The sequence below is a fragment of the Polynucleobacter necessarius genome (genome assembly GCF_900095195.1).
GTDB classification, from domain to species: Bacteria; Pseudomonadota; Gammaproteobacteria; order Burkholderiales; family Burkholderiaceae; genus Polynucleobacter; species Polynucleobacter necessarius_G.
Window position 1 is genome coordinate 586,873 of the sequence record NZ_LT606950.1, and the last position, 20,398, is coordinate 607,270.

The 20,398-nt window shown below is 47.1% G+C and carries 22 protein-coding genes, 1 tRNA gene and 4 pseudogenes; 16 read left to right on the top strand and 11 right to left on the bottom strand.

Annotated features, from left to right (window positions below; translation table 11 throughout):
- Nucleotides 1–35: 35 nt before the first annotated feature.
- Nucleotides 36–1,271, bottom strand: a complete 1,236-nt coding sequence (locus tag BQ1619_RS03285) for a cupin domain-containing protein (protein ID WP_114662253.1) — start codon at nucleotides 1,269–1,271, stop codon at nucleotides 36–38.
- A 35-nt stretch (nucleotides 1,272–1,306) separates the two neighbouring features.
- On the opposite strand from BQ1619_RS03285, the gene BQ1619_RS03290 reads away from it, so the two are divergent.
- Nucleotides 1,307–1,915, top strand: coding sequence for an FKBP-type peptidyl-prolyl cis-trans isomerase (locus tag BQ1619_RS03290; protein WP_231968627.1), 609 nt, complete (start codon nucleotides 1,307–1,309; stop codon nucleotides 1,913–1,915).
- Nucleotides 1,916–1,930: 15 nt separating this feature from the next.
- On the opposite strand, the gene cysE is transcribed toward BQ1619_RS03290, so the two are convergent.
- The 3 genes from cysE to BQ1619_RS09655 all read right to left on the bottom strand — a co-directional run bounded on the left by cysE (nucleotide 1,931) and on the right by BQ1619_RS09655 (nucleotide 3,443).
- Entirely contained in the window at nucleotides 1,931–2,689 is a 759-nt protein-coding gene (gene cysE / locus BQ1619_RS03295; protein ID WP_114662257.1) for a serine O-acetyltransferase, read from the bottom strand.
- 198 nt (nucleotides 2,690–2,887) lie between these two features.
- Nucleotides 2,888–3,088: a TrmH family RNA methyltransferase gene (locus tag BQ1619_RS10230; protein ID WP_269460066.1), complete on the bottom strand. Its 201-nt coding sequence runs from the start codon at nucleotides 3,086–3,088 to the stop codon at nucleotides 2,888–2,890.
- Nucleotides 3,057–3,443, bottom strand: a complete 387-nt coding sequence (locus BQ1619_RS09655; protein ID WP_231968469.1) for an RNA methyltransferase — start codon at nucleotides 3,441–3,443, stop codon at nucleotides 3,057–3,059. The genes BQ1619_RS10230 and BQ1619_RS09655 overlap by 32 nt, the downstream gene beginning before the upstream one ends.
- 140 nt (nucleotides 3,444–3,583) lie before the next feature.
- Between BQ1619_RS09655 and BQ1619_RS03305 the strand changes: the two genes are divergently transcribed.
- Nucleotides 3,584–4,372, top strand: coding sequence for an inositol monophosphatase family protein (locus BQ1619_RS03305; RefSeq protein WP_114662259.1), 789 nt, complete (start codon nucleotides 3,584–3,586; stop codon nucleotides 4,370–4,372).
- Nucleotide 4,373: 1 nt separating this feature from the next.
- On the opposite strand, the gene BQ1619_RS03310 is transcribed toward BQ1619_RS03305, so the two are convergent.
- The 3 genes and pseudogenes from BQ1619_RS03310 to BQ1619_RS03320 form a co-directional block, all read right to left on the bottom strand.
- Entirely contained in the window at nucleotides 4,374–5,162 is a 789-nt protein-coding gene (locus BQ1619_RS03310; RefSeq protein ID WP_114662260.1) for a UDP-2,3-diacylglucosamine diphosphatase, read from the bottom strand.
- Nucleotides 5,159–5,653, bottom strand: a pseudogene (locus BQ1619_RS03315) (peptidylprolyl isomerase). The gene BQ1619_RS03310 and the pseudogene BQ1619_RS03315 overlap by 4 nt, the downstream one beginning before the upstream one ends.
- Nucleotides 5,654–5,694: 41 nt before the next feature.
- Nucleotides 5,695–6,480 carry a tetratricopeptide repeat protein gene (locus BQ1619_RS03320; protein WP_114662261.1) on the bottom strand — a complete coding sequence of 262 codons (786 nt, stop codon included), beginning with the start codon at nucleotides 6,478–6,480 and terminating at the stop codon, nucleotides 5,695–5,697.
- Between the two features lie 87 nt (nucleotides 6,481–6,567).
- Between BQ1619_RS03320 and cysS the strand changes: the two genes are divergently transcribed.
- From cysS to BQ1619_RS09660, 7 genes are all read left to right on the top strand, one after another.
- Complete coding sequence (cysS, locus tag BQ1619_RS03325; RefSeq protein ID WP_114662263.1) at nucleotides 6,568–7,989, top strand: cysteine--tRNA ligase; 1,422 nt, start codon at nucleotides 6,568–6,570, stop codon at nucleotides 7,987–7,989.
- A complete protein-coding gene (locus tag BQ1619_RS03330) occupies nucleotides 7,989–8,645 on the top strand; it encodes a DNA-3-methyladenine glycosylase family protein (protein ID WP_114662264.1) in 657 nt (218 codons plus the stop codon). Before cysS ends, BQ1619_RS03330 begins: the two co-directional genes overlap by 1 nt.
- A 9-nt stretch (nucleotides 8,646–8,654) precedes the next feature.
- Complete coding sequence (locus tag BQ1619_RS03335; protein WP_114662266.1) at nucleotides 8,655–9,626, top strand: acetyl-CoA carboxylase carboxyltransferase subunit alpha; 972 nt, start codon at nucleotides 8,655–8,657, stop codon at nucleotides 9,624–9,626.
- A complete protein-coding gene (tilS, locus tag BQ1619_RS03340; RefSeq protein ID WP_114662267.1) occupies nucleotides 9,592–10,884 on the top strand; it encodes a tRNA lysidine(34) synthetase TilS in 1,293 nt (430 codons plus the stop codon). Before BQ1619_RS03335 ends, tilS begins: the two co-directional genes overlap by 35 nt.
- A gap of 91 nt (nucleotides 10,885–10,975) precedes the next feature.
- Complete coding sequence (locus BQ1619_RS03345) at nucleotides 10,976–12,226, top strand: aspartate kinase (protein ID WP_114662269.1); 1,251 nt, start codon at nucleotides 10,976–10,978, stop codon at nucleotides 12,224–12,226.
- Nucleotides 12,227–12,302: 76 nt separating this feature from the next.
- A tRNA-Ser gene (locus BQ1619_RS03350) sits at nucleotides 12,303–12,397 on the top strand.
- Nucleotides 12,398–12,551: 154 nt separating this feature from the next.
- On the top strand, nucleotides 12,552–12,875 hold the full coding sequence (locus tag BQ1619_RS09660; RefSeq protein WP_231968470.1) for a phasin family protein: 324 nt from the start codon (nucleotides 12,552–12,554) through the stop codon (nucleotides 12,873–12,875).
- A 402-nt stretch (nucleotides 12,876–13,277) separates the two neighbouring features.
- Here BQ1619_RS09660 and BQ1619_RS03360 read toward each other — a convergent pair whose 3' ends face one another.
- Complete coding sequence (locus tag BQ1619_RS03360) at nucleotides 13,278–13,619, bottom strand: hypothetical protein (protein ID WP_114662271.1); 342 nt, start codon at nucleotides 13,617–13,619, stop codon at nucleotides 13,278–13,280.
- Nucleotides 13,620–14,159: 540 nt separating this feature from the next.
- Between BQ1619_RS03360 and BQ1619_RS03370 the strand changes: the two genes are divergently transcribed.
- The 5 genes from BQ1619_RS03370 (at nucleotide 14,160) to BQ1619_RS03390 (ending at nucleotide 15,972) form a co-directional block, all read left to right on the top strand.
- Complete coding sequence (locus BQ1619_RS03370) at nucleotides 14,160–14,456, top strand: hypothetical protein (RefSeq protein WP_114662274.1); 297 nt, start codon at nucleotides 14,160–14,162, stop codon at nucleotides 14,454–14,456.
- Nucleotides 14,457–14,540: 84 nt separating this feature from the next.
- Entirely contained in the window at nucleotides 14,541–14,945 is a 405-nt protein-coding gene (locus BQ1619_RS03375; RefSeq protein WP_231968471.1) for a Smr/MutS family protein, read from the top strand.
- Between the two features lie 32 nt (nucleotides 14,946–14,977).
- Nucleotides 14,978–15,319: an ElaB/YgaM/YqjD family protein gene (locus tag BQ1619_RS03380; protein ID WP_114662276.1), complete on the top strand. Its 342-nt coding sequence runs from the start codon at nucleotides 14,978–14,980 to the stop codon at nucleotides 15,317–15,319.
- Between the two features lie 6 nt (nucleotides 15,320–15,325).
- Nucleotides 15,326–15,691, top strand: a complete 366-nt coding sequence (locus tag BQ1619_RS03385; protein ID WP_114662277.1) for a phage holin family protein — start codon at nucleotides 15,326–15,328, stop codon at nucleotides 15,689–15,691.
- Nucleotides 15,691–15,972, top strand: coding sequence for a YqjK family protein (locus BQ1619_RS03390; RefSeq protein ID WP_114662279.1), 282 nt, complete (start codon nucleotides 15,691–15,693; stop codon nucleotides 15,970–15,972). The genes BQ1619_RS03385 and BQ1619_RS03390 overlap by 1 nt, the downstream gene beginning before the upstream one ends.
- Before the next feature lie 37 nt (nucleotides 15,973–16,009).
- Here the strand turns inward: BQ1619_RS03390 and BQ1619_RS03395 are convergent, their stop codons facing one another.
- The 3 genes and pseudogenes from BQ1619_RS03395 to BQ1619_RS03405 form a co-directional block, all read right to left on the bottom strand.
- Complete coding sequence (locus tag BQ1619_RS03395) at nucleotides 16,010–16,381, bottom strand: DUF2147 domain-containing protein (protein ID WP_197711936.1); 372 nt, start codon at nucleotides 16,379–16,381, stop codon at nucleotides 16,010–16,012.
- Between the two features lie 173 nt (nucleotides 16,382–16,554).
- Nucleotides 16,555–17,981 (bottom strand): annotated as a pseudogene (locus BQ1619_RS09070) (3-hydroxyacyl-CoA dehydrogenase family protein); the annotation flags it as partial.
- Between the two features lie 2 nt (nucleotides 17,982–17,983).
- A pseudogene (locus BQ1619_RS03405) lies at nucleotides 17,984–18,470 on the bottom strand (acyl-CoA dehydrogenase family protein); the annotation flags it as partial.
- On the opposite strand from BQ1619_RS03405, the pseudogene BQ1619_RS03410 reads away from it, so the two are divergent.
- Both BQ1619_RS03410 and BQ1619_RS03415 read left to right on the top strand, forming a co-directional pair.
- Nucleotides 18,469–19,442, top strand: a pseudogene (locus BQ1619_RS03410) (NAD(P)H-dependent flavin oxidoreductase). The pseudogenes BQ1619_RS03405 and BQ1619_RS03410 sit on opposite strands and share 2 nt — an antisense overlap.
- 50 nt (nucleotides 19,443–19,492) lie before the next feature.
- Nucleotides 19,493–20,224 (top strand): lysophospholipid acyltransferase family protein, encoded by a 732-nt coding sequence (locus BQ1619_RS03415; protein WP_114662280.1) that lies wholly within the window; start codon nucleotides 19,493–19,495, stop codon nucleotides 20,222–20,224.
- The last annotated feature ends 174 nt before the right edge of the window (nucleotides 20,225–20,398 follow it).

The following is a 20,398-nucleotide window of genomic DNA, read 5'->3' on the forward strand; positions in this document are numbered from 1 at the left end:
CTAAGTAATTACCTGTATTCATTATAGTCATACCGTTACCGCTTCTCGAAAATTAGCCAACCAGCAAGATAGGCTTCATAGAGGCTTGATTTGTCGACGTTTTTTAGGGTCTTAGCGGTTAAGCTCCTATTGGCTGAGAGGGTCTCCCATGCCGCAACCACATTGTTTGGCTGATCTTTTGTGACTTCTTCTCCGTTGCAAAAAACTTGTTTTCTGAAGCTCAAAATTCGGGTCTGCGGGCTTGGTATCAGTGCCTGCTTAGCCAATTTATTTAGAAAGGATTTCGGAGAAAGGGATGGGACCGGCCCAGTGAAAAAGGCATTCGGTTTTGGTTCTGAGAGGTAGGCTGTAATACCGGGTAAAAAACGGTTTACTTGATTGAGCTGTAGTTTGCTAACTTCCTCGTGTAATCGCTTTATCAACTCCTCTGGCAGTTGATCTGGATTGGCGGTGGCATTCTGCTTCGGATCAGCAAATCTTTGATCTAAATTTGGAATATCTTCTAGCGATTCAGCAAGTCGCCATAAACCCTCTTGCAATAACTCTTTGAAGCTTGGCGAACGAAATCCCACGGACCACGTTTGGCAGCCTGAATCCAATGCTATGCCATCGTGCGCAATATGTGGTGGAAGGTAGAGCATGTCACCAGGCTCTAAGACCCATTCCTGCTCGCTCTGAAACGATTGCAAAATCTTCAAGGGAAGTTTGGGGTTAAGGCTTAAGTCCTTTTGTTCCGAGATGCGCCATTGTCTTCTACCCGACATCTGAATCAAGAACACGTCATAGGAGTCAAAGTGTGGCCCTGCGCCGCCGCCGATGCCAGCAATGCTAATCATCAAATCATCAAGGCGAGCATCTGGTATGAACCGAAACCACGATAGTATGGTTGCTGCGGCCGGGTGATGCGCTTCCATGCCCTGAAACAACAGCGTCCAATTTGAATCCCCCAACTTCGGGATCCGTTTTTTAGTAAACGGCCCGTGTGAAAAACGCCAAGGCTTGGACTGAATCAAGCGTGATTCCAGTTCCTCTTTTTCGGACAATTGAATCAGCTCAGAGTAAGAGATGGGGCTTTCTAAGTACTCATCATTTTGTTTGGCTAGGGCAAAGGCAGGAATGGCCCCTCGAACTAATAATGGCTTTTTGTGCCAATATTGCTTCATGAACTGCTGTGGACTGATTCCGCCAAAAAGTGCCCATGGCAACTCCAATGGCAGCTTTTTAGGTGGCTTGGGTGGTTGATGGGGTGTGCTCAAGTAAAATGAGGTCATAGAGTGATTAGAAACGAATGTACGGTAAATTGCGCATGAAGATTGAAAAAAATACTATCGTATCCCTTCGATATAAATTAACAGACGCACACAATAATGTCATCGAAGAGCCAGATGCTCCGATGGTATACCTGCACGGTGGTTATGAGGGTACTTTCCCAAAAATCGAATCGCTGCTTGACGGTCAGGATATCGGCTATGAAGCCACTATTCAGCTCGAACCCAATGAAGCATTTGGTGAGTACGATCCGGAATTACTCAAGATTGAGTCGCGTGCTCGCTTCCCAGAGCCGTTGGAGGTTGGTATGCAGTTTGAAGGCGTTCCCGACTCTGAGGAGTCTGAAGACATTTCTGTCGCTGATGTCGAGGAAGATAGTGACGATGAGCCGCTGATTTATACCGTTACCGATGTCGAAGACAATCAAGTGGTTCTCGATGGCAATCATCCACTGGCTGGAATGGCGCTGCGCTTTTGGGTGCAAGTTGAGGATGTGCGTGCTGCAACCGAGGATGAAATTGAAAACCGTCACCCAGATGGTGCCGAGAATTTTACCTTCGGCATGCCAAGCGAAGACGCTGATGAAGAGGATTTCTTAGAAAAAGCGCTTGGCACCCAAGGGCAGGTATCGCGCACCCTGCATTGATTTAGATTACTAGGGCTACTCTTTCAGCCATTCTTTAATGGCATCTAAATCGCGCTTGGTATCACTGCTGCCCGCAGAATCTGTTGGCGTATTGCTAAGTTTTGCCAGAGCCTTTTCAAGCTGGGCAATTTTTGCTTCTTGCTCAATCGTGGCATCGATCAGACCCCTAAGTGCCATTGACACGGGATCATCAACATTGGGTGTCACGCCATAGGCAGAGAAGTATTCCTTTGTTTTGCTATCCGCGCTTTGCGGTAAATCGGGATGCAGAATGCGAGCTGGAATTCCAACAGCAGTTGCTCCGGGCGGAATTTCTTTTAAGACCACTGCATTTGATCCAACGCGCGCACTATCGCCAACGGTAAATCCGCCCAATACTTTCGCACCTGCGCTGACGACGACGCCATTGCCAAGGGTAGGGTGACGCTTAACACCTTTGTAGAGCGAAGTGCCACCTAATGTGACGCCTTGATAGATGGTGCAGTCATCACCGATCTCGGTAGTTTCGCCAATCACAATTCCTAGGCCATGATCTAAAAATACGCGACGACCAATCTTTGCACCAGGATGAATTTCAATACCAGTAATAAAGCGCGACACCATCGATAGCAAACGCGCAATCCACTTTAAGCCTAAATTCCATAAAAAATGGGAGATGCGGTGGAGCCAAACTGCATGTAAACCTTGGTAGCAGGTAATGACCTCGAGACGGTTTCTTGCCGCTGGATCACGAACGATGATGGAGTCGACTTGCTCAAAGAGTGAATTAAACATAGCTAGATTCTAATGGGGCTATCTATTTTTTGTGGAGCATCTCTTTTGCCATGCCTCGCAGTAAATCAATCTCCTCTTTTTGAAGGCGAGCGCGGGCAAATAATGCCTCTAATCGAGGCATTAGTTTTTTGGGTTGGTGGGGTCTAAATAGCCAATAACGCCAGTGCTCCAGCATGGCTGAAACAGCAACAGGATCAGCTAGGTCCTGAGCATCACGGTTTTTACGGATTCATCAGCAGCGCCAGCCTTTAAAGCCTGTCGGAGGATATAGGCACAGACCATAAGTGCTTGAGCTAAATTGAGCGAGGGGTAATTGGGGTTAGCGTCCAGCCAGACACGATGAGTGCAGAGCGATAGGTGGTGGTTTTCAAGACCGGTTCGCTCTGGACCAAATACCATGGGCGACGTACCCTTGATTTTGGACCGTTTGCGCGATCAGCTGGCAGGCACTCTCCCAGTCGATAGCAGGAGGACCAAATTCCCGTTCGCGACTGGTTAATCCAACTACCATTGAGCACCCTTGGACCGTGGTGTCGAGAGAGTCGGATACAGAGCAAGATTCCAAAATATCCACTGCGCCACTCGCCATTGCTATGGCATCAGCTTGCTTTGCGATATCAGGAGTATTGGGGTTCACAAGCCGTAATTGCTCGAAGCCCATGGTCTTGAGGGCTCTCGCGGCAGAGCCGACATTGCCTGGATGGCTAGTCTCTACCAGAACCCAACGCAGAAAACGGGCTTGATTAATGTTCATTAGGTGGTGGCTTCTCAAGGGATTTGGGGTAAATAAGGCAATTCTTTTAGAATCATAGGATTAGCTTGGTATTGTCATGCAGAAAATCACATTTTCACAGTACTTCTGGCCCGTTCTTATTTAATTTGTCCACCCATACTATGCATCCCATGTTAAATGTGGCCGTAAAGGCCGCCCGTCGTGCTGGAACCATTATAAATCGTGCTTCATTGAATTTGGAGCGCCTCCAGATTGATCGCAAACAGCACAATGATTTTGTGACTGAGGTGGACAAAGCCGCAGAAGCGGCCATCATTGAAACCCTGAGCGAAGCCTATCCAACGCATGGATTCATGGCTGAAGAAACGGGTGAGCATAACTCTGATGCTGAAAATGTCTGGATCATTGATCCATTGGATGGCACAACCAATTTCATTCATGGCTTTCCGCAATATGCAGTCTCAATCGCCCTAGCAGTCAATGGCGTGACACAACAAGCGGTTGTGTACGACCCTACGCGGGATGAGCTCTTCGCTGCTACACGTGGTGCGGGCGCATACCTCGATCGCCGTCGTTTACGAGTGGGTACGCAAGATCGCTTAGCGAATGCATTGATCGGCACAGGCTTTCCATATCGTGAAGATCAAGACCTCGAAAAGTACCTCAAGATATTTGCAAAGATGTCTCGCCAATGCGCAGGGTTGCGCCGTCCAGGTGCAGCCTCTTTGGATTTGGCATATGTAGCCGCAGGTCGTTACGATGGATTTTTTGAGAGTGATCTCAAGCCATGGGATATGGCCGCTGGTGCTTTGTTGATTGCCGAAGCAGGGGGCCTTGTCGGCAATTATCGAGGTGAGGAAGGGTTCTTAAAGAGCGGTGAGGTGATGGCTGCTAACCCACGCATCTATGCGCAGATGGTGCAATGTTTATCAAAATATTCCGTCAGCTAATTTAAGATTTAACTAAATCGACTGACCGAACTCCTTCCGCATTCACCAACAGCGCATTGGCTCTAGGACGTGCACTTTCATGGCGGTCTAAATCCCAATCCGATAACACCCAGCGTTGCCATTTTTGCGCACCAAAGGATTCTTGATGGTGTGCAGGCAGATGAGTGTGTCCGTGAATGAGTTGATCGCAGTCAAACGTTTTTAGAGCTGCAGCACAGGCATCCTGAGTAACATTCGTTTTGATGACGTTTCGATGGTGGGACGTGCTAGCGCGGTGCTGGTATTGAGCCTGACTATTGCTGCGCAGGTGATTAGCGATACCACGACGCCATGACAGTGGTAATCGTAAAAACGATTTTTGTATCCAACGCTTTCTGGTCCATCTACGAAATACTTGATAGCCCGCGTCTGCCGTACAGAGCGCGTCACCATGTGAGAGTAAGTATTGCTGACCACCTAGGTTTACCAATGATGGATCGGCTAATGGCATTATTCCGGTTTTTTTTAGAAATGCTGGGCCAATCAAAAAATCGCGATTGCCATGCATGTAGTACGTTTTGGTTTTGCTGGAGAGACTAGCAAGGGCGCGCCTTACTTCCCGAGTAAATGGGGAATGAGCGGCGGCGGCATCTCCAATCCAATACTCAAATAAATCACCCAAAATAAATACAGCTTCAACCTGGGAAACATCTTTTTCGCAGAAGTCAAAAAAGCGTTGCGCCGTCAATGGCATTGACGGCGTCAGGTGTATGTCTGAGATGAGCAGGGCGCTCGTGTGATGCGGAATCATTCCTCGAGGACAGAGGCTTTCTCAATCACAACGTCTTCCGTTGGAACGTCTTGATGAAAGCCGGAGTTACCGGTTTTCACCTTACGAATGGCATCCACGACATCCATGCCATGCCATGTACCTTACCAAAAACCGCGTAGCCCCATCCTTGGGCATTTGGAGCGGTGTGGTTTAAGAAATCATTGTTATTCACATTAATAAAAACTGTGCGGTAGCGGAGTGCGGGTCGCTCGTACGCGCCATAGCAATCGTGCCACACTCATTTTTGAGACCATTTTCTCAATTTGATCACCGGTTGGCTTTTGTTTCATGCCGGCAGTCATTCCGCCACCTTGAATCATGAAGTTGTCGATCACGCGATGAAAAATCGCGCCATCGTAATGCCCGTTTTTAACGTATTGCAAAAAGTTGGCTACGCTCTTTGGCGCTTTTGCTGCATCAAGACTAAGGGTGATATCGCCCTTATTCGTTTTTAATAGTACTTTTGCCATGGTTTGATTTACCTATCTGATGATTTAGTGGATGAATTGCTCTAAGGATTGCTAGTACTCGAGCCTTTTGCTTGTGGCTTGAGTAGGTTTAAAAGATATTTGGCGCGATTTGCATAAAGACGTTGATTTAACTGCGTATTGGTAGCGGCATCCTCATAGGCCTTGGCGCCCAGCCTGACATAGACATCGCCCAAGTTGGCCGATGCAATGCTATAGCTGGGGCGTAGCTTGTGAGCAAGCTCTAAGTAATCGCGTGCTTCAAGCCACTTGTTTTGATTGGCGGCAATGGCTGCCAGATTGTTATAGGGTTCTGGCAACTCAGGAAATTGCTGTGTAATTTCAACCAGTGTTTTCTTGGCGGCATCAAAATCGCGCAGCTCAATTTGTACGCGAGCTTTCACATAGCGTAGTTGAACATTTTTTGGCGTCTTTTTGAGTTTTGCATTAATTAAATCGATGGCATCTTGATATTGGCGTGCTTTGATTAGTTTCTCAACATCGGATGGCACTGCATTTTTAGTAAAAGGATCAGGCTCAATAATTAAAAACGATAAGAACGGAACGCCAACCGTTTCGGATAGCTCTGGATTGGGAGGGTCGTATGGTGAGTCTGTGGTAAGACGTGGAGGGTCAATCGGGCCGTATCCACCAAGATAAGCCTGTGTTTTTGCTTGCGGGGAAGTCGTTTCTTGCTTGTTAACTGCCGCAATTTCGGCGTTTGCAAGTTGTTGGGCTGGTGTGCTGCACCCGCTGATGAGCAAAAGGCTGGACGTAGCTACCAAAACCATCAAAAGGGTGGTAAGCAGGGCTTTAGGGGTCACAAACATAGGGGAGGGGGTGAAAAACGGTCTCATTCGATATACTCAGCGCTCAGTCTAACAAATTGGCGCTACTTGCCGCACCTTTATAGCTCTATGCTGCAAATCTATAACACCCTCAGCCGTTCCAAACAGGTCTTTAAGCCCATCCTACCGGGTAAGGTGAAGATGTATGTCTGCGGCATGACGGTCTATGATTTTTGCCATATTGGGCACGCTCGCGTCATGATTGTTTTTGACATGGTGGTTCGTTGGCTCCGAGCAAGCGGCTATGAAGTTCTTTACGTTCGCAATATCACCGATATTGATGACAAGATTATCAATCGCGCCCTAGAAAACGGCGAACCCATTTCTGCGTTAACGAATCGCTTCATCGATGCCATGCACGCCGATTCGGATGAGTTAGGTCTCGTGCATCCTGATAAAGAGCCTCGTGCTACAGATTACATTCAACAAATGCAAGGAATGATTGGCCGACTTATTGACAATGAACTTGCCTATCAAGCGGCAGATGGCGACGTCAATTTTGCAGTGCGCCTACTGCCGCGTTATGGCCAGCTTTCTGGAAAGTCATTGGATGAACTCAATGCGGGTGAGCGTATTGCTGTCAGTGGTGGCAAGCGTGACCCATTGGACTTTGTTTTGTGGAAGAGCGCTAAGCCTGAGGAGCCTGCTGATACGCGCTGGAGTTCGCCATGGGGTGAGGGTCGCCCAGGCTGGCATATCGAATGCTCGGCAATGTCTTGCGACTTGCTTGGAGAGCATTTTGATATTCATGGTGGTGGCGCTGATCTTCAGCTTCCCCATCACGAAAATGAAATTGCTCAAAGCGAAGGTGTCTTGTACGGACAGAATCGTAGCGAAGAAGATGCTCCATTTGTGAACTACTGGATGCACAATGGCCACATTCGTGTCAACGAAAAAAAAATGTCCAAGTCTCTTGGTAATTTCTTTCTGATTCGGGATGTTCTCAAGCGGTTTGATCCTGAAGTGCTACGTTTCTTTATGTTGAAAGCACACTATCGTAGCCCGATCAATTACAGTGACACTCAGCTCGAAGAGGCTCGCGCAGGTCTAGTAAGGTTATACACTGCTCTATCGCAAACTCATTCAACCGATAGTAGTGTCTTAGACGGCAACAATCCATGGGTCAAGCGCTTTACAGGGGCGATGAATGATGATCTCAATACCCCTGAGGCTATTGCAGTCATGTTTGATTTAGCGACCGAGGTAAATCGCTCCCAGGGCTCAGAAAAGCAAGCACTAGCAGGCCTTTTGAAGGGCTTGGCTGGAACTATGAACTTCTTGCAACGGGATCCTATCGAGTTTTTGCAGTCAGGATCTAAAAAACAGGGTGATTTAAGTCCGGAGCAAATCGAAGAACAAATTTCTGCGCGGATAGCTGCTAAACAGGCAAAAGATTTTGCCAAAGCTGATCACATTCGCACAACACTGCTCGAACAAGGGGTTTCCTTGGAAGATAAACCTGGTGGCATTACCGAATGGCGTAGAGCGTAGTGTTGGCTGCAAAAGAAAAAACGATTCTGACGGAATCTGCCCCGGAGTATTGGGAGCAGGCTTGTCGCGAGCTCATGAAGCAAGATCGCATTTTAAAAAAACTGATTCCGAAGTATGGTTCAGGATTTTTAGTGACGCGAGGTGATGCATTTACTACTCTAGCCCGAGCAATTGTCGGCCAACAAATATCCGTTGCAGCAGCGCAAGCGGTGTGGGATAGAGTGATGATTGCTTGCAAGAAAAAAATGCACCCTAAAAATGTCTTATCACTTTCGACCGAGGAATTACGAGCCGCTAGACTATCTGGACGTAAAGTCGAGTACATTCGCGATTTGGCCGATCACTTTGACTCTGGGCGCTTGCATGCTAACCAGTGGAAAGACATGGACGACGAGAGCGTGATTAAAGAATTAAGTGCTATTCGCGGAATTGGTCGCTGGACCGCCGAAATGTTCCTGATTTTTAATATGGTTCGCCCTAATATCCTGCCCTTGGACGATGTTGGTCTAATTAAGGCAATTTCCCTCAATTATTTCAGTGGAGAGCCGGTAAGTCGGCATGAGGCTAGGGAGGTAGCAGCGAATTGGGCCCCATGGCGTACCGTTGCTACTTGGTATATGTGGAGAAGTATCGACCCCATCCCGGTTGAATATTAAAATCTGACTATGAAAACGACTTTCCTGGATTTTGAGCAGCAAATCGCTGAACTTGAGTCAAAAATTGAAGAGCTGCGTTTTGTGCAGGACGAATCATCGGTAGATATCTCCGATGAGATTAAAACGCTTTCCGAAAAGAGTCTGCAGCTTACCAAAGATGTTTATGCCAACTTAACACCATGGCAAGTTTCACAAGTAGCCCGTCATCCACAGCGTCCTTACACCTTGGATTATGTCAATGCTTTGTTTACAGACTTTCATGAGTTGCATGGTGATCGCACATTTGCAGATGATCAATCGATTATTGGCGGATTAGCACGTTTTGATGACCAGCCTTGTATGGTGATTGGTCATCAAAAAGGCCGCGACACTAAAGAGCGTGCCATGCGCAACTTTGGCATGAGTCGCCCAGAGGGCTATCGCAAAGCAATGCGCTTGATGCGCCTGGCAGAAAAATTTGGTATTCTCGTATTTACCTTTGTAGACACACCAGGCGCATTTCCAGGGATTGATGCGGAAGAGCGCAATCAATCAGAGGCGATCGGTCGTAATTTATATGTCCAAGCAGAATTAGAGGTGCCTATTATTGCCACCATCATCGGCGAGGGCGGGTCTGGTGGTGCGCTAGCGATTGCAATGGGGGATGTGGTACTGATGTTGCAGAACTCAACCTACTCTGTAATCTCCCCTGAGGGATGTGCCTCCATCCTCTGGAAGACCGCAGACAAAGCCTCTGAGGCTGCTGAGCAATTGGGCCTAACTGCCCAGCGTTTAAAGGCGTTGGGGTTAATCGATAAGATTGTGACCGAACCTATTGGTGGTGCTCATCGTGATTACGATGCCATGATGAGCAATATGCGCAAGGCACTCTCAGAGTCACTGAAAACCTTTGATGGCATGAAGATTGATGCATTGCTTGAGCGTCGCCATGAGCGTCTCATGAGTTATGGCAAGTTCAAGGAAATCGCCGCCAAATCCTAAGCCTACAAAACGAATTGCGGTTGCCCTGAGTGGTGGCCTCGATTCGGTTGTATTGTTAGATTCTGTTTGCAAGTCGCAAGCTCAAAAACATTCTGTTGAAATTATTGTTTTTCATATTCATCATGGTTTGCAAAAGCCCGTTGATGAATGGCTACTCTTTTGCGAACAGCTTGCCAAAAAATATCGAGTGCCATTTGATTTTCGATTACTGCATTTGGATCATGAGCTGGGTAATGTTGAAGCTAGAGCGAGAGCGGGACGCTATGAGGCCCTGGCAAGTCTTTGTGAAGATCATGGCGTAGACGATTTACTGTTGGCACATCACCAAAACGACCAAGCCGAGACGGTTCTTTTGCAACTCTTACGTGGAGCGGGTGTAGCAGGCTTATCCGGCATGCCGGAGGTAAGAAGAATAGGGGGCTCCATAAAGCCAATTACCCTCTGGCGCCCGTTAATCAATCTCAGTAGAGCTAATCTTGAGGTTTACGCAAAAGAGCATCGTCTGAAGTGGATTGAGGATCCTAGTAACCAGGATAAAAAGTATCGACGCAATGCCATTCGCAAAGACATTCTTCCAAAGTTAGAAAAAATTCAGCCTCAAGCAATTGCTAATATGGCTCGTAGCGCTTCCTTACTCAGTGATGCGCAGAGTTTGTTGGATCGTTTGGCGATTCACGATGGGGTGGGCATTTTTTCTGAGGGATTACTCAATGTAAAGCCCTGGCTAGCCCTGGCGAAGTCAGATTTTCTTGCCGCAAACAACGTGCTGCGGTATTGGCTTAAGCAAAAACAATTGGCGATGCCATCGCAAGAGCGGTTGGATGCTTGGTATCGTGATTTGCAATCTGCGAAAGCGGATACTCAGCTGGAATGGGTCCACGATGAAAAGGCAATTCGTTTATGGCGGGGTCAATTGCAACTCGTGCCTCAAATAAACGGCCAGTGGGTACTTCAATCGGTGGCGAGCAACAGTAAGGGGCCTGGCTTGCCAGCAGACTGGGTCAAAAACGCGCAGAAGAGCGGGGCGGTCAGCCAAAAGGCCCGTTCAGGTGCAGAGAAATTGCAGATTAAATCGAAGGGACCCCGTAAAACCCTCAAGAATCTTTTTCAGGAGGCCGATATTCCTCCTTGGCAACGTCAGGCCCCGCTGCTTTACATTGAGGGCGAGTTGATCGCTGTTGCTGGCATTGGCGTCAGCTATCCGCATCTCGTTCATCAAGGGCCACGGGTTATGCCCGAATGGCAAGAGGGCTCTTAGCGGGTTCAAACCCTGTAAAATAAACCATTTTTAGGCCTGTGGCTGAGTGGTAAGGCTTAAATCAACAAACCAATAGATTACAGACAGTTTTATGGCCCTTATTGTTCATAAATATGGTGGCACCTCAATGGGCTCAGTTGAGCGTATTGCGAATGTCGCTAAACGCGTTGCTAAGTGGATGCGTGCCGGTCACCAAGTGGTGGTGGTGCCATCGGCAATGTCAGGCGAAACTAACCGCTTATTGGGTTTGGCCAAGGAGATTAATCCCGATGCCAATCCTCGCGAGTTAGATCAAATTGCATCGACTGGTGAGCAGGTTAGCTCCGGTTTGCTTGCGTTGGCATTGATGCGTAAAGGTATTGATGCAGCGAGCTATGCTGGTTGGCAAGTAACTGTTCATACCGATTCATCATTTACAAAAGCGCGCATTAAGAGCATTGATGATCAAAAGATTTTGAAAGATTTGAACGCCGGACGTGCGGTAGTGGTGACAGGCTTTCAGGGAGTGGATCCGGAAGGAAACATCACTACCTTGGGTCGCGGTGGCTCCGATACCTCCGCTGTTGCGATGGCCGCAGCGCTGAAAGCGGATGAGTGCTTGATCTACACCGATGTCGATGGTGTGTACACCACTGACCCACGCGTTTGCGAAGATGCGCGTCGTTTGGACAAAATTACCTTTGAAGAAATGTTGGAGATGGCCAGCCTCGGTTCGAGGGTGTTGCAAATTCGTTCCGTTGAATTTGCGGGTAAATACAAAGTTAAAACCCGTGTTCTGTCATCCTTGACAGATCCGTTGATGCCTTTAGACCAAGAGATGAAGTCGGGCACCTTAATAACATTTGAAGAGGACAGCACTATGGAAGCCGCAGTTATTTCCGGCATCGCCTTTGCGCGCGATGAAGCGAAAATTACCGTACTCGGAGTGCCTGATCGCCCAGGCATTGCTTATCAAATTTTGGGCCCGATTGCCGATGCCAATATTGATGTGGACATCATCATTCAAAACCAATCGGTTGATGGTAAGACTGACTTTACATTCACAGTGCCACGCGCTGACTATCAAAAGGCCTTGGATATTTTGAAAGGAACCGTACAAGCGCACATCGAAGCAAAAGAGATTTCGGGTGATCCTAAAGTTTCTAAAGTTTCAGTGGTTGGTGTCGGCATGCGCTCACACGTTGGTATTGCCAGCAAAATGTTCCGCACCTTATCGGAAGAGGGTATCAATATTTTGATGATCTCCACGAGCGAAATCAAAATATCTGTCGTGATTGATGAGAAGTACATGGAATTGGCGGTACGAGCTTTGCACAAGGCATTTGAGTTAGACCAAAAATAGTTCAATTGCCCAGTCAAAAACCCTGCAGAGGCGGTTATCCGTTAAACTGTGGGGCGCAGTTAGGTAGCAAAAGTACGGAGACGTGGCCGAGCTGGTCGAAGGCACTCCCCTGCTAAGGGAGCATCGGGGCTAAAACTCTGATCGGAGGTTCGAATCCTCTCGTCTCCGCCAGTACTTTTTGACAAAAACTCAGCTTTTTTCATGAAAAGTTGGGTTTTTTGTTGCCCGTATAAATCTATAAGCTATTGAATTTAAACAGAAAAATTTTCTATTGAAATTTATTTGTTGCTTAGCAATAAATAATTGTTGCAATACAGCATAAACTTTGAAACAATGGTGCATCGCAACAAAAAATGTAACCCAATTTCATAAAGGATTAATCATATTTCAAGCTCAATTAAACGATCAAATCGCTCAAGCTAAAGCTAAAGCTGTTGAGAACGCTAAACATTTGGCGCAAGTAGCTGTTGAAAGTGCTCAAGAATTAGCAGAACTCAACCAAGCTGCTGCTAAAGATGCATTGGCTGCTGCACAAGATGCAAGCTCACAATTGTTGGCAATCAAGGATCCACAACAATTGGCTAAATTGGCTCAGCCAGAAGCTGCTCAAGAAGCTGCTAAGTATGCTGCTGCTACCAAGCTAAAGTAAACAAAGTTGTTCGTAACGGTAACAAAGAAGTTACTCAAGTTGTAGACGCTTCTATTGATGACGCTCGTGATGACTTAGTTAAGTTTGTTAAGGAAGCTACTAAGTCTGCTCCTGCTGGTTCTGAGGCATTTGTACCTGCATTCAAAACTGCATTCGAAGCTTCTCTCCAACAGTTTGACCAAGTTCGTGCAACTGCAACTGATGCATTTGCAACTTTTGAAAAGAATGTTGATTCTGCTTTGGCAAACCTTCAAGGTCAATACGCTGTTGCTAGGCCAGCTGCTAAGAGCCGTAAAGCTGCCGATTAATACACAGTAATTGCTTCAAAAAAAACCGCCTTCGGGCGGTTTTTTATTTCACTCTCGTAAAGAGCTCCCCCAATCCAGGGGGACTAGGCGTGGATTAATAGTTCTTGCCATCCACTGCTTTGAGATAGCCCTTAATGTACTGGGGCGGCACATAAACTACAGTGCTAATTCCAGCTTTTGATGAGATTTTTAACTGAAATCCATCATTCAAATTCTGTTTCAAAAACGCATCCGTTAAATTCACTGATACCAATTCCTTAAACATACAGCCTTTGGCTTCGCATAGGCCGGCTTCTTTGGGGATGACTTTTAATGTAGTTGCGGGGCCATTGAGAAGAGAGGCCGAATCGTAGTTGCGCATTTGATTGAAATAGGTCAAATGAATCTGCAATTCGTTAGTGCCTTGGGCAGATAGATCGCTTCGTAGATTAAACATCTCATAGGTATTGGCTTCACCATCGTGTTGATCGAAGGCCCGACATAGGTCTTTCCGCCAGCGCTATTCGGGGTCGCGGTAGTGGATTGATAGACGTCGTTTACTTCCCATGAACTAATTTTCTATCGTTATTAGCACAGCCGGTGATGACTATGGCAAAAGCGGCGGCAAGTAATAGTGCAATACGGAGCATAGTTGGCTCCTTAGTTAGCAAAATAATACTATCGTCCCGAATCCAGACCGTTTTTTTCTCAATCCCAGGCCGTTTTTCATCTACCTGTTTCCCCCAAGCATTTTCTGAGTCGAGGCTTGGGGTTTGTCATAATGTAATTTATGAAGTACTGAACCGGGAGATGAAATGAAGCGACAAATACCGAAAACACATCAGGCCTTGGAGTGGATAGGGAAGGGCCTGAGCGCAGCTCAAGCCGCTAGAAAGATGCAAATTTCAGAATCCAGCGTATACGCCGCTCTCCGCAAAACGAGAGCAAAGGATTTGGAGTGTTGTCCAACTTGTGGTTACAAAATAAGGAACTAAAAATGAAAAAGACTCTATTAGCAACCGTCACAATTTCTGTAGCCGCATTCGCTTATGCAAGCACATCCTCTGATTCATCTGCACTTGTTAGCCAGCAATGTAAACTTTCCGCTGAAGCAGCATCTACCTTAAAGAGTTTGCAGTATGGCAATACGTCGATACGCAAGGACGTCTCCAGTTTGATTGATCGCCACTTAAAAACTCAAGAAAATCGAGATATTGCGCATAAGAAGCTGAATCTGATGGTTGATGACAAATCTTCTGATGCTCGCACCCTAGAGATGAAGTACTGCTCCTAATTGAGCAGCATTCTGCATAGTCAGCTCTTTGATTCAAATAGCAGAATGTCCAGAATGCGGTAATCCACGTGGATTATTTGACGATTGTCCGCACTGTGGATCATTATCCCTCCGCATGTGATATCGGATACTGTTGAGCTCAATATCAAGCGCGGTAATCTTTCAGTCGAGGAGGCTCTTGACAACCTGGCGGCCAAGATTCGTGAGCTGCAAGAGTTGGGTATCAAGACTATCGTGTTGATTCATGGGTATGGGTCATCCGGAAAGGGTGGTCATATTAAGAGGGCGGTCCATGATGCACTGGAAAATAATTGCTATGCAGATCGCGTTGAAGAGTATTGCTTCGGAGAGATGGTTCCCTATGCTAGCCCCGTATACCAATCGCTTATTAAGCAACGCCCGGGCTTGAAACAGTTTTTAAGGCACTTTAAGGCTGCTAATGCAGGAATGACGGTTCTACTCCTTGGTTCGGCACCTAGGAGTGCTTAGAATAGAGTGAATAAAGGATTCGTGGAGCATTTATGAGTGCAAAAAAATCAGATCACCAAGTCGACCGGGAAGCGGTATCCGCTAGCGCCGATCAACTCATTGGTGAATTCAAAAACCTGATGGTGGATGCTGAGGCTTTAATTAAAGTCACCGAGGATCATCCGAGTGAAACAATTAGCTCCATTCGCAATAAGGCACTTGACACTATTGCTGGTGCAAAAGCCAGTCTCTCAAGATTAGAAGGATCGCTGACAGATAAGGCGAAGGCAGTAGCTTTGGGGGCAGATGATTTTGTTCACCGAAATCCCTGGGAGGCTGTCGGAGTGGCTGCTGGATTGGGCTTGCTGATTGGCTTATTTATACGTCGTCGCTAGGCCCATATGTCTCAAGAAAACTTCCTTGCTTCCATTAAAAGCCTGGCCTCTACTGGAGCATCTATAGCGCAGACGCGGTTAGAGCTTTTATCGGTAGATGTTCAGATTGCCAGAAATAAATTCATTAGCCTGTTGGTCTTAATTGTTTGCGCCTTGTTCTTTTTATTCTTTGGCTTAGTGATGCTGGCCTTGCTGATTGTGATCTATAGCTGGGAATCCGACAAAATGTTGGCATTAAGCTTGCTGACAGGGGCTTTCATTGGGGTTGGGCTCATCCTTGCGCTCCTGATTAGACAATCTCTCAACAATATGCCGAAGTTATTTGAAGCATCGATTGCTGAATTAGCCAAGGACCAACAAGATATCACTTAATGGGTAGCACTTTAAATACTCTAGAGACGCGTCGGCAAGCGTTGCAAGAGCGTTCTGTTTTGGAGCGACGTGAGTTTGCTAAACACTTTAAGCCCTGGGAAAAGCGGCTCTCATGGGCGGCCAAGGGCGTTGATGCCTTCCCCTTTCTAAAAAATAATCCATTGCTCTGGACTAGTGCGTTTGCCACCTTGGCGCACTATAAGCCAAAGCTAGCTAGAAAGTTGTTGGCAGTAGGTTGGGGTGGATTGAAGATCTTTAGAAGTATTAAAAAGATCGTTTAGATTTCCTTACTGCTCAGCCTCGTACCAAACTTGGGTTCTACCAAGAAAGTGGTACGCCGATATACCCACGAACATCCATCTTCTTGTCATCTTCGGTACTGATTTTGACTTTGTAGTATTCACCCTCTTTGGGATCTAGAATTTTTCCGCCTGACCATCCCCCAGGTTTATCTTGTTTTAAGCCACTCATGATTTTTAGGCCAATAATCGGCTTATCTTTGAGCTCGTCTTTGCAGAGATTGCAATTGACTAAAAGCGTTTCATTGGGACGCGGGAATGTCTTAATGATGGTACCTTCTAGGCTACCATTAACCTCATCAATCTTGATGAGTGATGCTGGTTGATTGGTTTTGTCATCAATCGTTTTCCATACGCCAATTGCGGGGTCAGTGGTCTGCGCTAATGCTATTTAGCAGACAGGATGGCGATAACTTTAGAACGATTAAAAACCATTTATTTGACATCTCAGCTCCTTATTAATAAAGATGGATTTCCTTAACAGGCAGCAAAAATACCGGTAGCACCCATTCCCGTACCAACGCACATCGTCACCATGGCATGCTTTAAATTTTTCCGCTTCATCGCATGAATCGCGGTTGCTGCACGAATGGCCGCTTCTTTCAGACCACCACCCGCTGGCAGAAGGCCGACACCCACCTCGACTAAGCCGATGTAACTTTCGATTGCCGCGACGCGCCGAGCCGACTGCATGACCAACTCACAACCACCACCAAGAGCGATGCCGGATACCGCGCACACCACCGGGGACTTTGGAGTATTTCACACGCATCATGGTGTCTTGAAACAACTTTACAAATGGTTCGACACCAGCAGGTCCGCCTTTCATCACCATGGGCAGGCCAGTTTCGAGATTTGCTCCGAAGAGAAGGGGCCGCCGGGAGTGCCAAGTTTTAGGGAGGTAGGTTGCCAAATGACTAAGCCAGAATAGTCTGCTTCAGCCAATTCAATCGCTTTTTGAATACCGTTAAAACGTCTGGGCTGATCGTATTCATTTTGGATTTAAACGAAGCGATTAATACCCCTGGCTCATTGGGGTCAACCCATGCGCGTAGATCAGCATTTTCGTAAATCGTTGTGCCAGCCGTTCTTGGGTCTGGTGAGCCATCTCCAAGAAGAGGGGCTCGAAAAACCTGTTTTTGGTAGACGGGAAGGGTGGATCGCTGGATGAATCGATTTTGTGCAGCTGACCAAGAACCTTCTGGTGTGTGGAAGGCTTGCTTCTCCGCCACAGGCCCATTAAAGATCCAATGCGGTAGCGGTTCTTTGCTGAGGGTTTTGCCGGAATCAATGTCCTCTTTAATCCAATTGGCTACTTGAGTAACGCCAGCTGCTTGCCAATCTTCGAACGGACCCTTATCCCAGCCGTATCCCCAGCGCATAGCAAAGTCGATTTCGCGTGCGGAGTCAGCGATGCTTGCTAAATGAATGGCGCAGTAGTGGAAGATGTCGCGGTAGATAGACCACAAAAATTGCGCTTGAGGATGATCAGTTTCTCTGAGTAATCCCAATCTCTCTGCTACCGGCTTTTTTAAGATTCATTCTACAATCGGATCAACTGTGGCGGTGGAGGGCTTATATTCACCGTTCGCAGGATCAAGAACCATGACCGCTTTGCCGTCTTTACGATAAAAACCGGCTTTTGTCTTTTGACCTAACGCACCTTTTTCAATCAGCTTTGCAACGACATCAGGAACCTTAAATAGACTCGAAAATGAATCGCTCTGTAGGGAGTTCTCCATGGTTTTAATGACGTGCGCCATGGTGTCTAGTCCAACGACATCGCTGGTTCGAAACGTTGCCGATTTAGGGCGACCCAGTTTGCTACCGGTAATAGCATCTGCCCAAACCAAATTTTTGCGCTTGCGCAAATACTGCCAAGATAGAGAAAACGCCAACACGGTTGCTGACAAAGTTGGGCGTATCTTCTGCGCGAACAACACCCTTATAAAGGTTTCGAGTGCATCCAGCACCTCTGGATCAGAGTCTGCGTGATGCGGGCATCCCGAACATACTGCTCCATTCCCAATTCCGCAATGTAACCGTGACCACCAAACACTTGCAGGCCTTCATTAGTTGCAATAAACGCGTTATCCGTGAGGAACGCTTTGACGATGGGGGTTAAGTTAATAAGGACACCATTTCATTGGTCTCTTTGCGTACAGATTCATCTGGATGTGATAGTTCTGTGTCAATCATCAAGGCCACCCAATATGCAAATGCTCTAGCACCCTCTGCATAGGCGCGTTGGGTTAACAACATGCGTCGTACATCTGGGTGAAAAATTCAGGTTCTGTGGCACCTTTAAGGCTGCGCATTTGTAGTCGTTCCTTGGCGTAAGCCGCAGAGTTTTGATATGCCACTTCAGTCAAACCAAGGCTCTGCATACCAACTCCAAGGCGTGCGGCGTTCATCATCACGAACATGGTATTCAAGCCTTTATTCGGTTCGCCGACAAGCGTGCCAATCGCACCATCTATGAGCAATTCTCATCTTCCAAAGGCATTGCGAGGACTCCGACTGCCAGTCATTGCAGCGCCGATGTTTACCGTGAGTTATCCAGAATTGGTGAAAGCCCAATGTCTAGCTGGTATTGTGGGGTCCTTTCCGGCGCTCAATGCTCGTCCCCCTGAACTCTTGGATGAATGGGCTCACGCAAATTCAGGAGGAGGTGAATTCGCATCAGCAGCGAAATCCACAATCGAAGGTTGGTCCGCTCGCAGTAAATCAAATTGTGCATGTCTCCAATGTACGCCTTGAGCAAGACATGCGGGTTTGTGTAAAGCACCGCATTCCGTTTACATCACTAGCTTACGTGCCCCCATTAAAGACATGATCGATGCTGTTCATAGTTACGGAGGGATTGTTCTGCATGACGTCATTAGTTTGCGTCACGCTGAAAAAGCACTTGAGGCAGGTGTAGATGGTTTGATTCTCATTGCTGCTGGGGCATGCGGGTGGGTTGTCGCCGTTTGCCTTAGTCGGTGAAGTGCGAAAATATTTCAGGGGCCAATCGTACTCTCTGGCGCCATTAGCACTGGATTGGCAGTTTTGGCAGCTCAGGCCATGGGTGCGGATTTTGCCTATATATGGGTACCCGGTTTATCGCTAGCCAAGAGGCACATGCGAGCGACGCCTACAAAGAGGCGATTGTGAATGCGAGCGCTTCCGATGTTGTTTACACGGACTACTTCACGGGAATATCCGGTAATTACATCAAGAAAAGTATTGAAAACGCAGGGCTTGATCCCAATCATTTGCCAGCCGGTGATCCTGGCGCCTTTGCCAAGCTCTCGCAGGAAAATAAAGAGGCTGGTAGTAGCAAAGCGTGGAAGGATATATGGGGTGCCGGTCAAGGAGTTGGCCTTGTTGATGATGTTCCCTCTGTAGCACAGATTATCGACACCTTAGAAACGGAGTATGTCGCAGCTAAGAAAGCGCTTATCAATTAATCCATTGTAGATTCATTCTTTTTACCAATCGATTTTTGGAACTTATTAACATGTTGTGGCTCGGAGCAGTTTTATTTTATTTGTACGGAATTTTTACGGTGGTTATTTTTGCCTCCGTGATTTTGTTGTTGATACCGTTTTCGAAGTCTTCCACGCGTTATCAAGTCGGCGTGGTGTGGTGCAAATTAGCCCTCTGGGTGCTTTCAAAATTATGCGGAGTGCGATACAAAGTTGAAGGCTTACACAATATCCCTTCAGATCATCAAACGCCATTGATTGTTTTGGGAAAACACCAGTCTGCTTGGGAGGCGATTGCTTACCCAGCACTTTTTCCTAATGAACTCTGTTTTGTATTCAAGCGCGAATTACTGCTTTTGCCTTTCTTTGGTTGGGCTTTAGGGTCTTTGGGAATGATTCACATCAACCGAGGTGATCGTGAAAAAGCCCGCGAGGCAGTGGCCAAGTTAGGCAAGCAGTGTTTGCGGGAAGGAAAATGGATATCGATATTTCCGGAGGGTACCCGCACGCCCAGAGGCTCTTTAAAGCCTTGCCGGCGTGGCGGTGTGCGCTTGGCTATCAGTACCGATACCAATATCCTGCCAATCGCTCAGAACTCAGGTCTCTTATGGCCACGAAATACATTCGTTAAGAAGCCTGGCTTAATCACCGTATCGATCGGCCCCGTTATTACAGTGGCAGGCAAAACCGAGGATCAACTTCAAGAGGAAGTGGAAAACTGGATTGAGGGTGAAATGCGTCGCTTAGACCCCAGAGCGTATTAATGAACAATTCTTAATAAAGTCATGTATCCAATCACCGAATTTGATTACTTTTTCATTGGCGGTGGATCGGCTGGTTCAGTTGTTGCGTCTCGACTTAATGAATCAGGCGCTAATACGGTGGCACTTTTTGAAGCTGGCGGTAGGGGCCGACTGTTTTGTTGTCAATACTCCCTT

Coding starts and splice junctions, on each gene's coding strand:
- BQ1619_RS03285 (WP_114662253.1), bottom strand. CDS start 1,271: ATGACCTCATTTTACTTGAGCACACCCCATCAACCACCCAAGCCACCT.
- BQ1619_RS10230 (WP_269460066.1), bottom strand. CDS start 3,088: ATGGTATTTGGTCCAGAGCGAACCGGTCTTGAAAACCACCACCTATCG.
- BQ1619_RS03360 (WP_114662271.1), bottom strand. CDS start 13,619: ATGTTTAATCTACGAAGCGATCTATCTGCCCAAGGCACTAACGAATTG.
- BQ1619_RS03345 (WP_114662269.1), top strand. CDS start 10,976: ATGGCCCTTATTGTTCATAAATATGGTGGCACCTCAATGGGCTCAGTT.
- BQ1619_RS03305 (WP_114662259.1), top strand. CDS start 3,584: ATGCATCCCATGTTAAATGTGGCCGTAAAGGCCGCCCGTCGTGCTGGA.
- BQ1619_RS03335 (WP_114662266.1), top strand. CDS start 8,655: ATGAAAACGACTTTCCTGGATTTTGAGCAGCAAATCGCTGAACTTGAG.
- BQ1619_RS03415 (WP_114662280.1), top strand. CDS start 19,493: ATGTTGTGGCTCGGAGCAGTTTTATTTTATTTGTACGGAATTTTTACG.
- BQ1619_RS03390 (WP_114662279.1), top strand. CDS start 15,691: ATGGGTAGCACTTTAAATACTCTAGAGACGCGTCGGCAAGCGTTGCAA.
- BQ1619_RS03380 (WP_114662276.1), top strand. CDS start 14,978: ATGAGTGCAAAAAAATCAGATCACCAAGTCGACCGGGAAGCGGTATCC.
- BQ1619_RS03310 (WP_114662260.1), bottom strand. CDS start 5,162: ATGATTCCGCATCACACGAGCGCCCTGCTCATCTCAGACATACACCTG.
- BQ1619_RS03290 (WP_231968627.1), top strand. CDS start 1,307: ATGAAGATTGAAAAAAATACTATCGTATCCCTTCGATATAAATTAACA.
- BQ1619_RS03385 (WP_114662277.1), top strand. CDS start 15,326: ATGTCTCAAGAAAACTTCCTTGCTTCCATTAAAAGCCTGGCCTCTACT.
- cysS (WP_114662263.1), top strand. CDS start 6,568: ATGCTGCAAATCTATAACACCCTCAGCCGTTCCAAACAGGTCTTTAAG.
- BQ1619_RS09655 (WP_231968469.1), bottom strand. CDS start 3,443: ATGAACATTAATCAAGCCCGTTTTCTGCGTTGGGTTCTGGTAGAGACT.
- cysE (WP_114662257.1), bottom strand. CDS start 2,689: ATGTTTAATTCACTCTTTGAGCAAGTCGACTCCATCATCGTTCGTGAT.
- tilS (WP_114662267.1), top strand. CDS start 9,592: ATGGCAAGTTCAAGGAAATCGCCGCCAAATCCTAAGCCTACAAAACGA.
- BQ1619_RS03320 (WP_114662261.1), bottom strand. CDS start 6,480: ATGTTTGTGACCCCTAAAGCCCTGCTTACCACCCTTTTGATGGTTTTG.
- BQ1619_RS03370 (WP_114662274.1), top strand. CDS start 14,160: ATGAAAAAGACTCTATTAGCAACCGTCACAATTTCTGTAGCCGCATTC.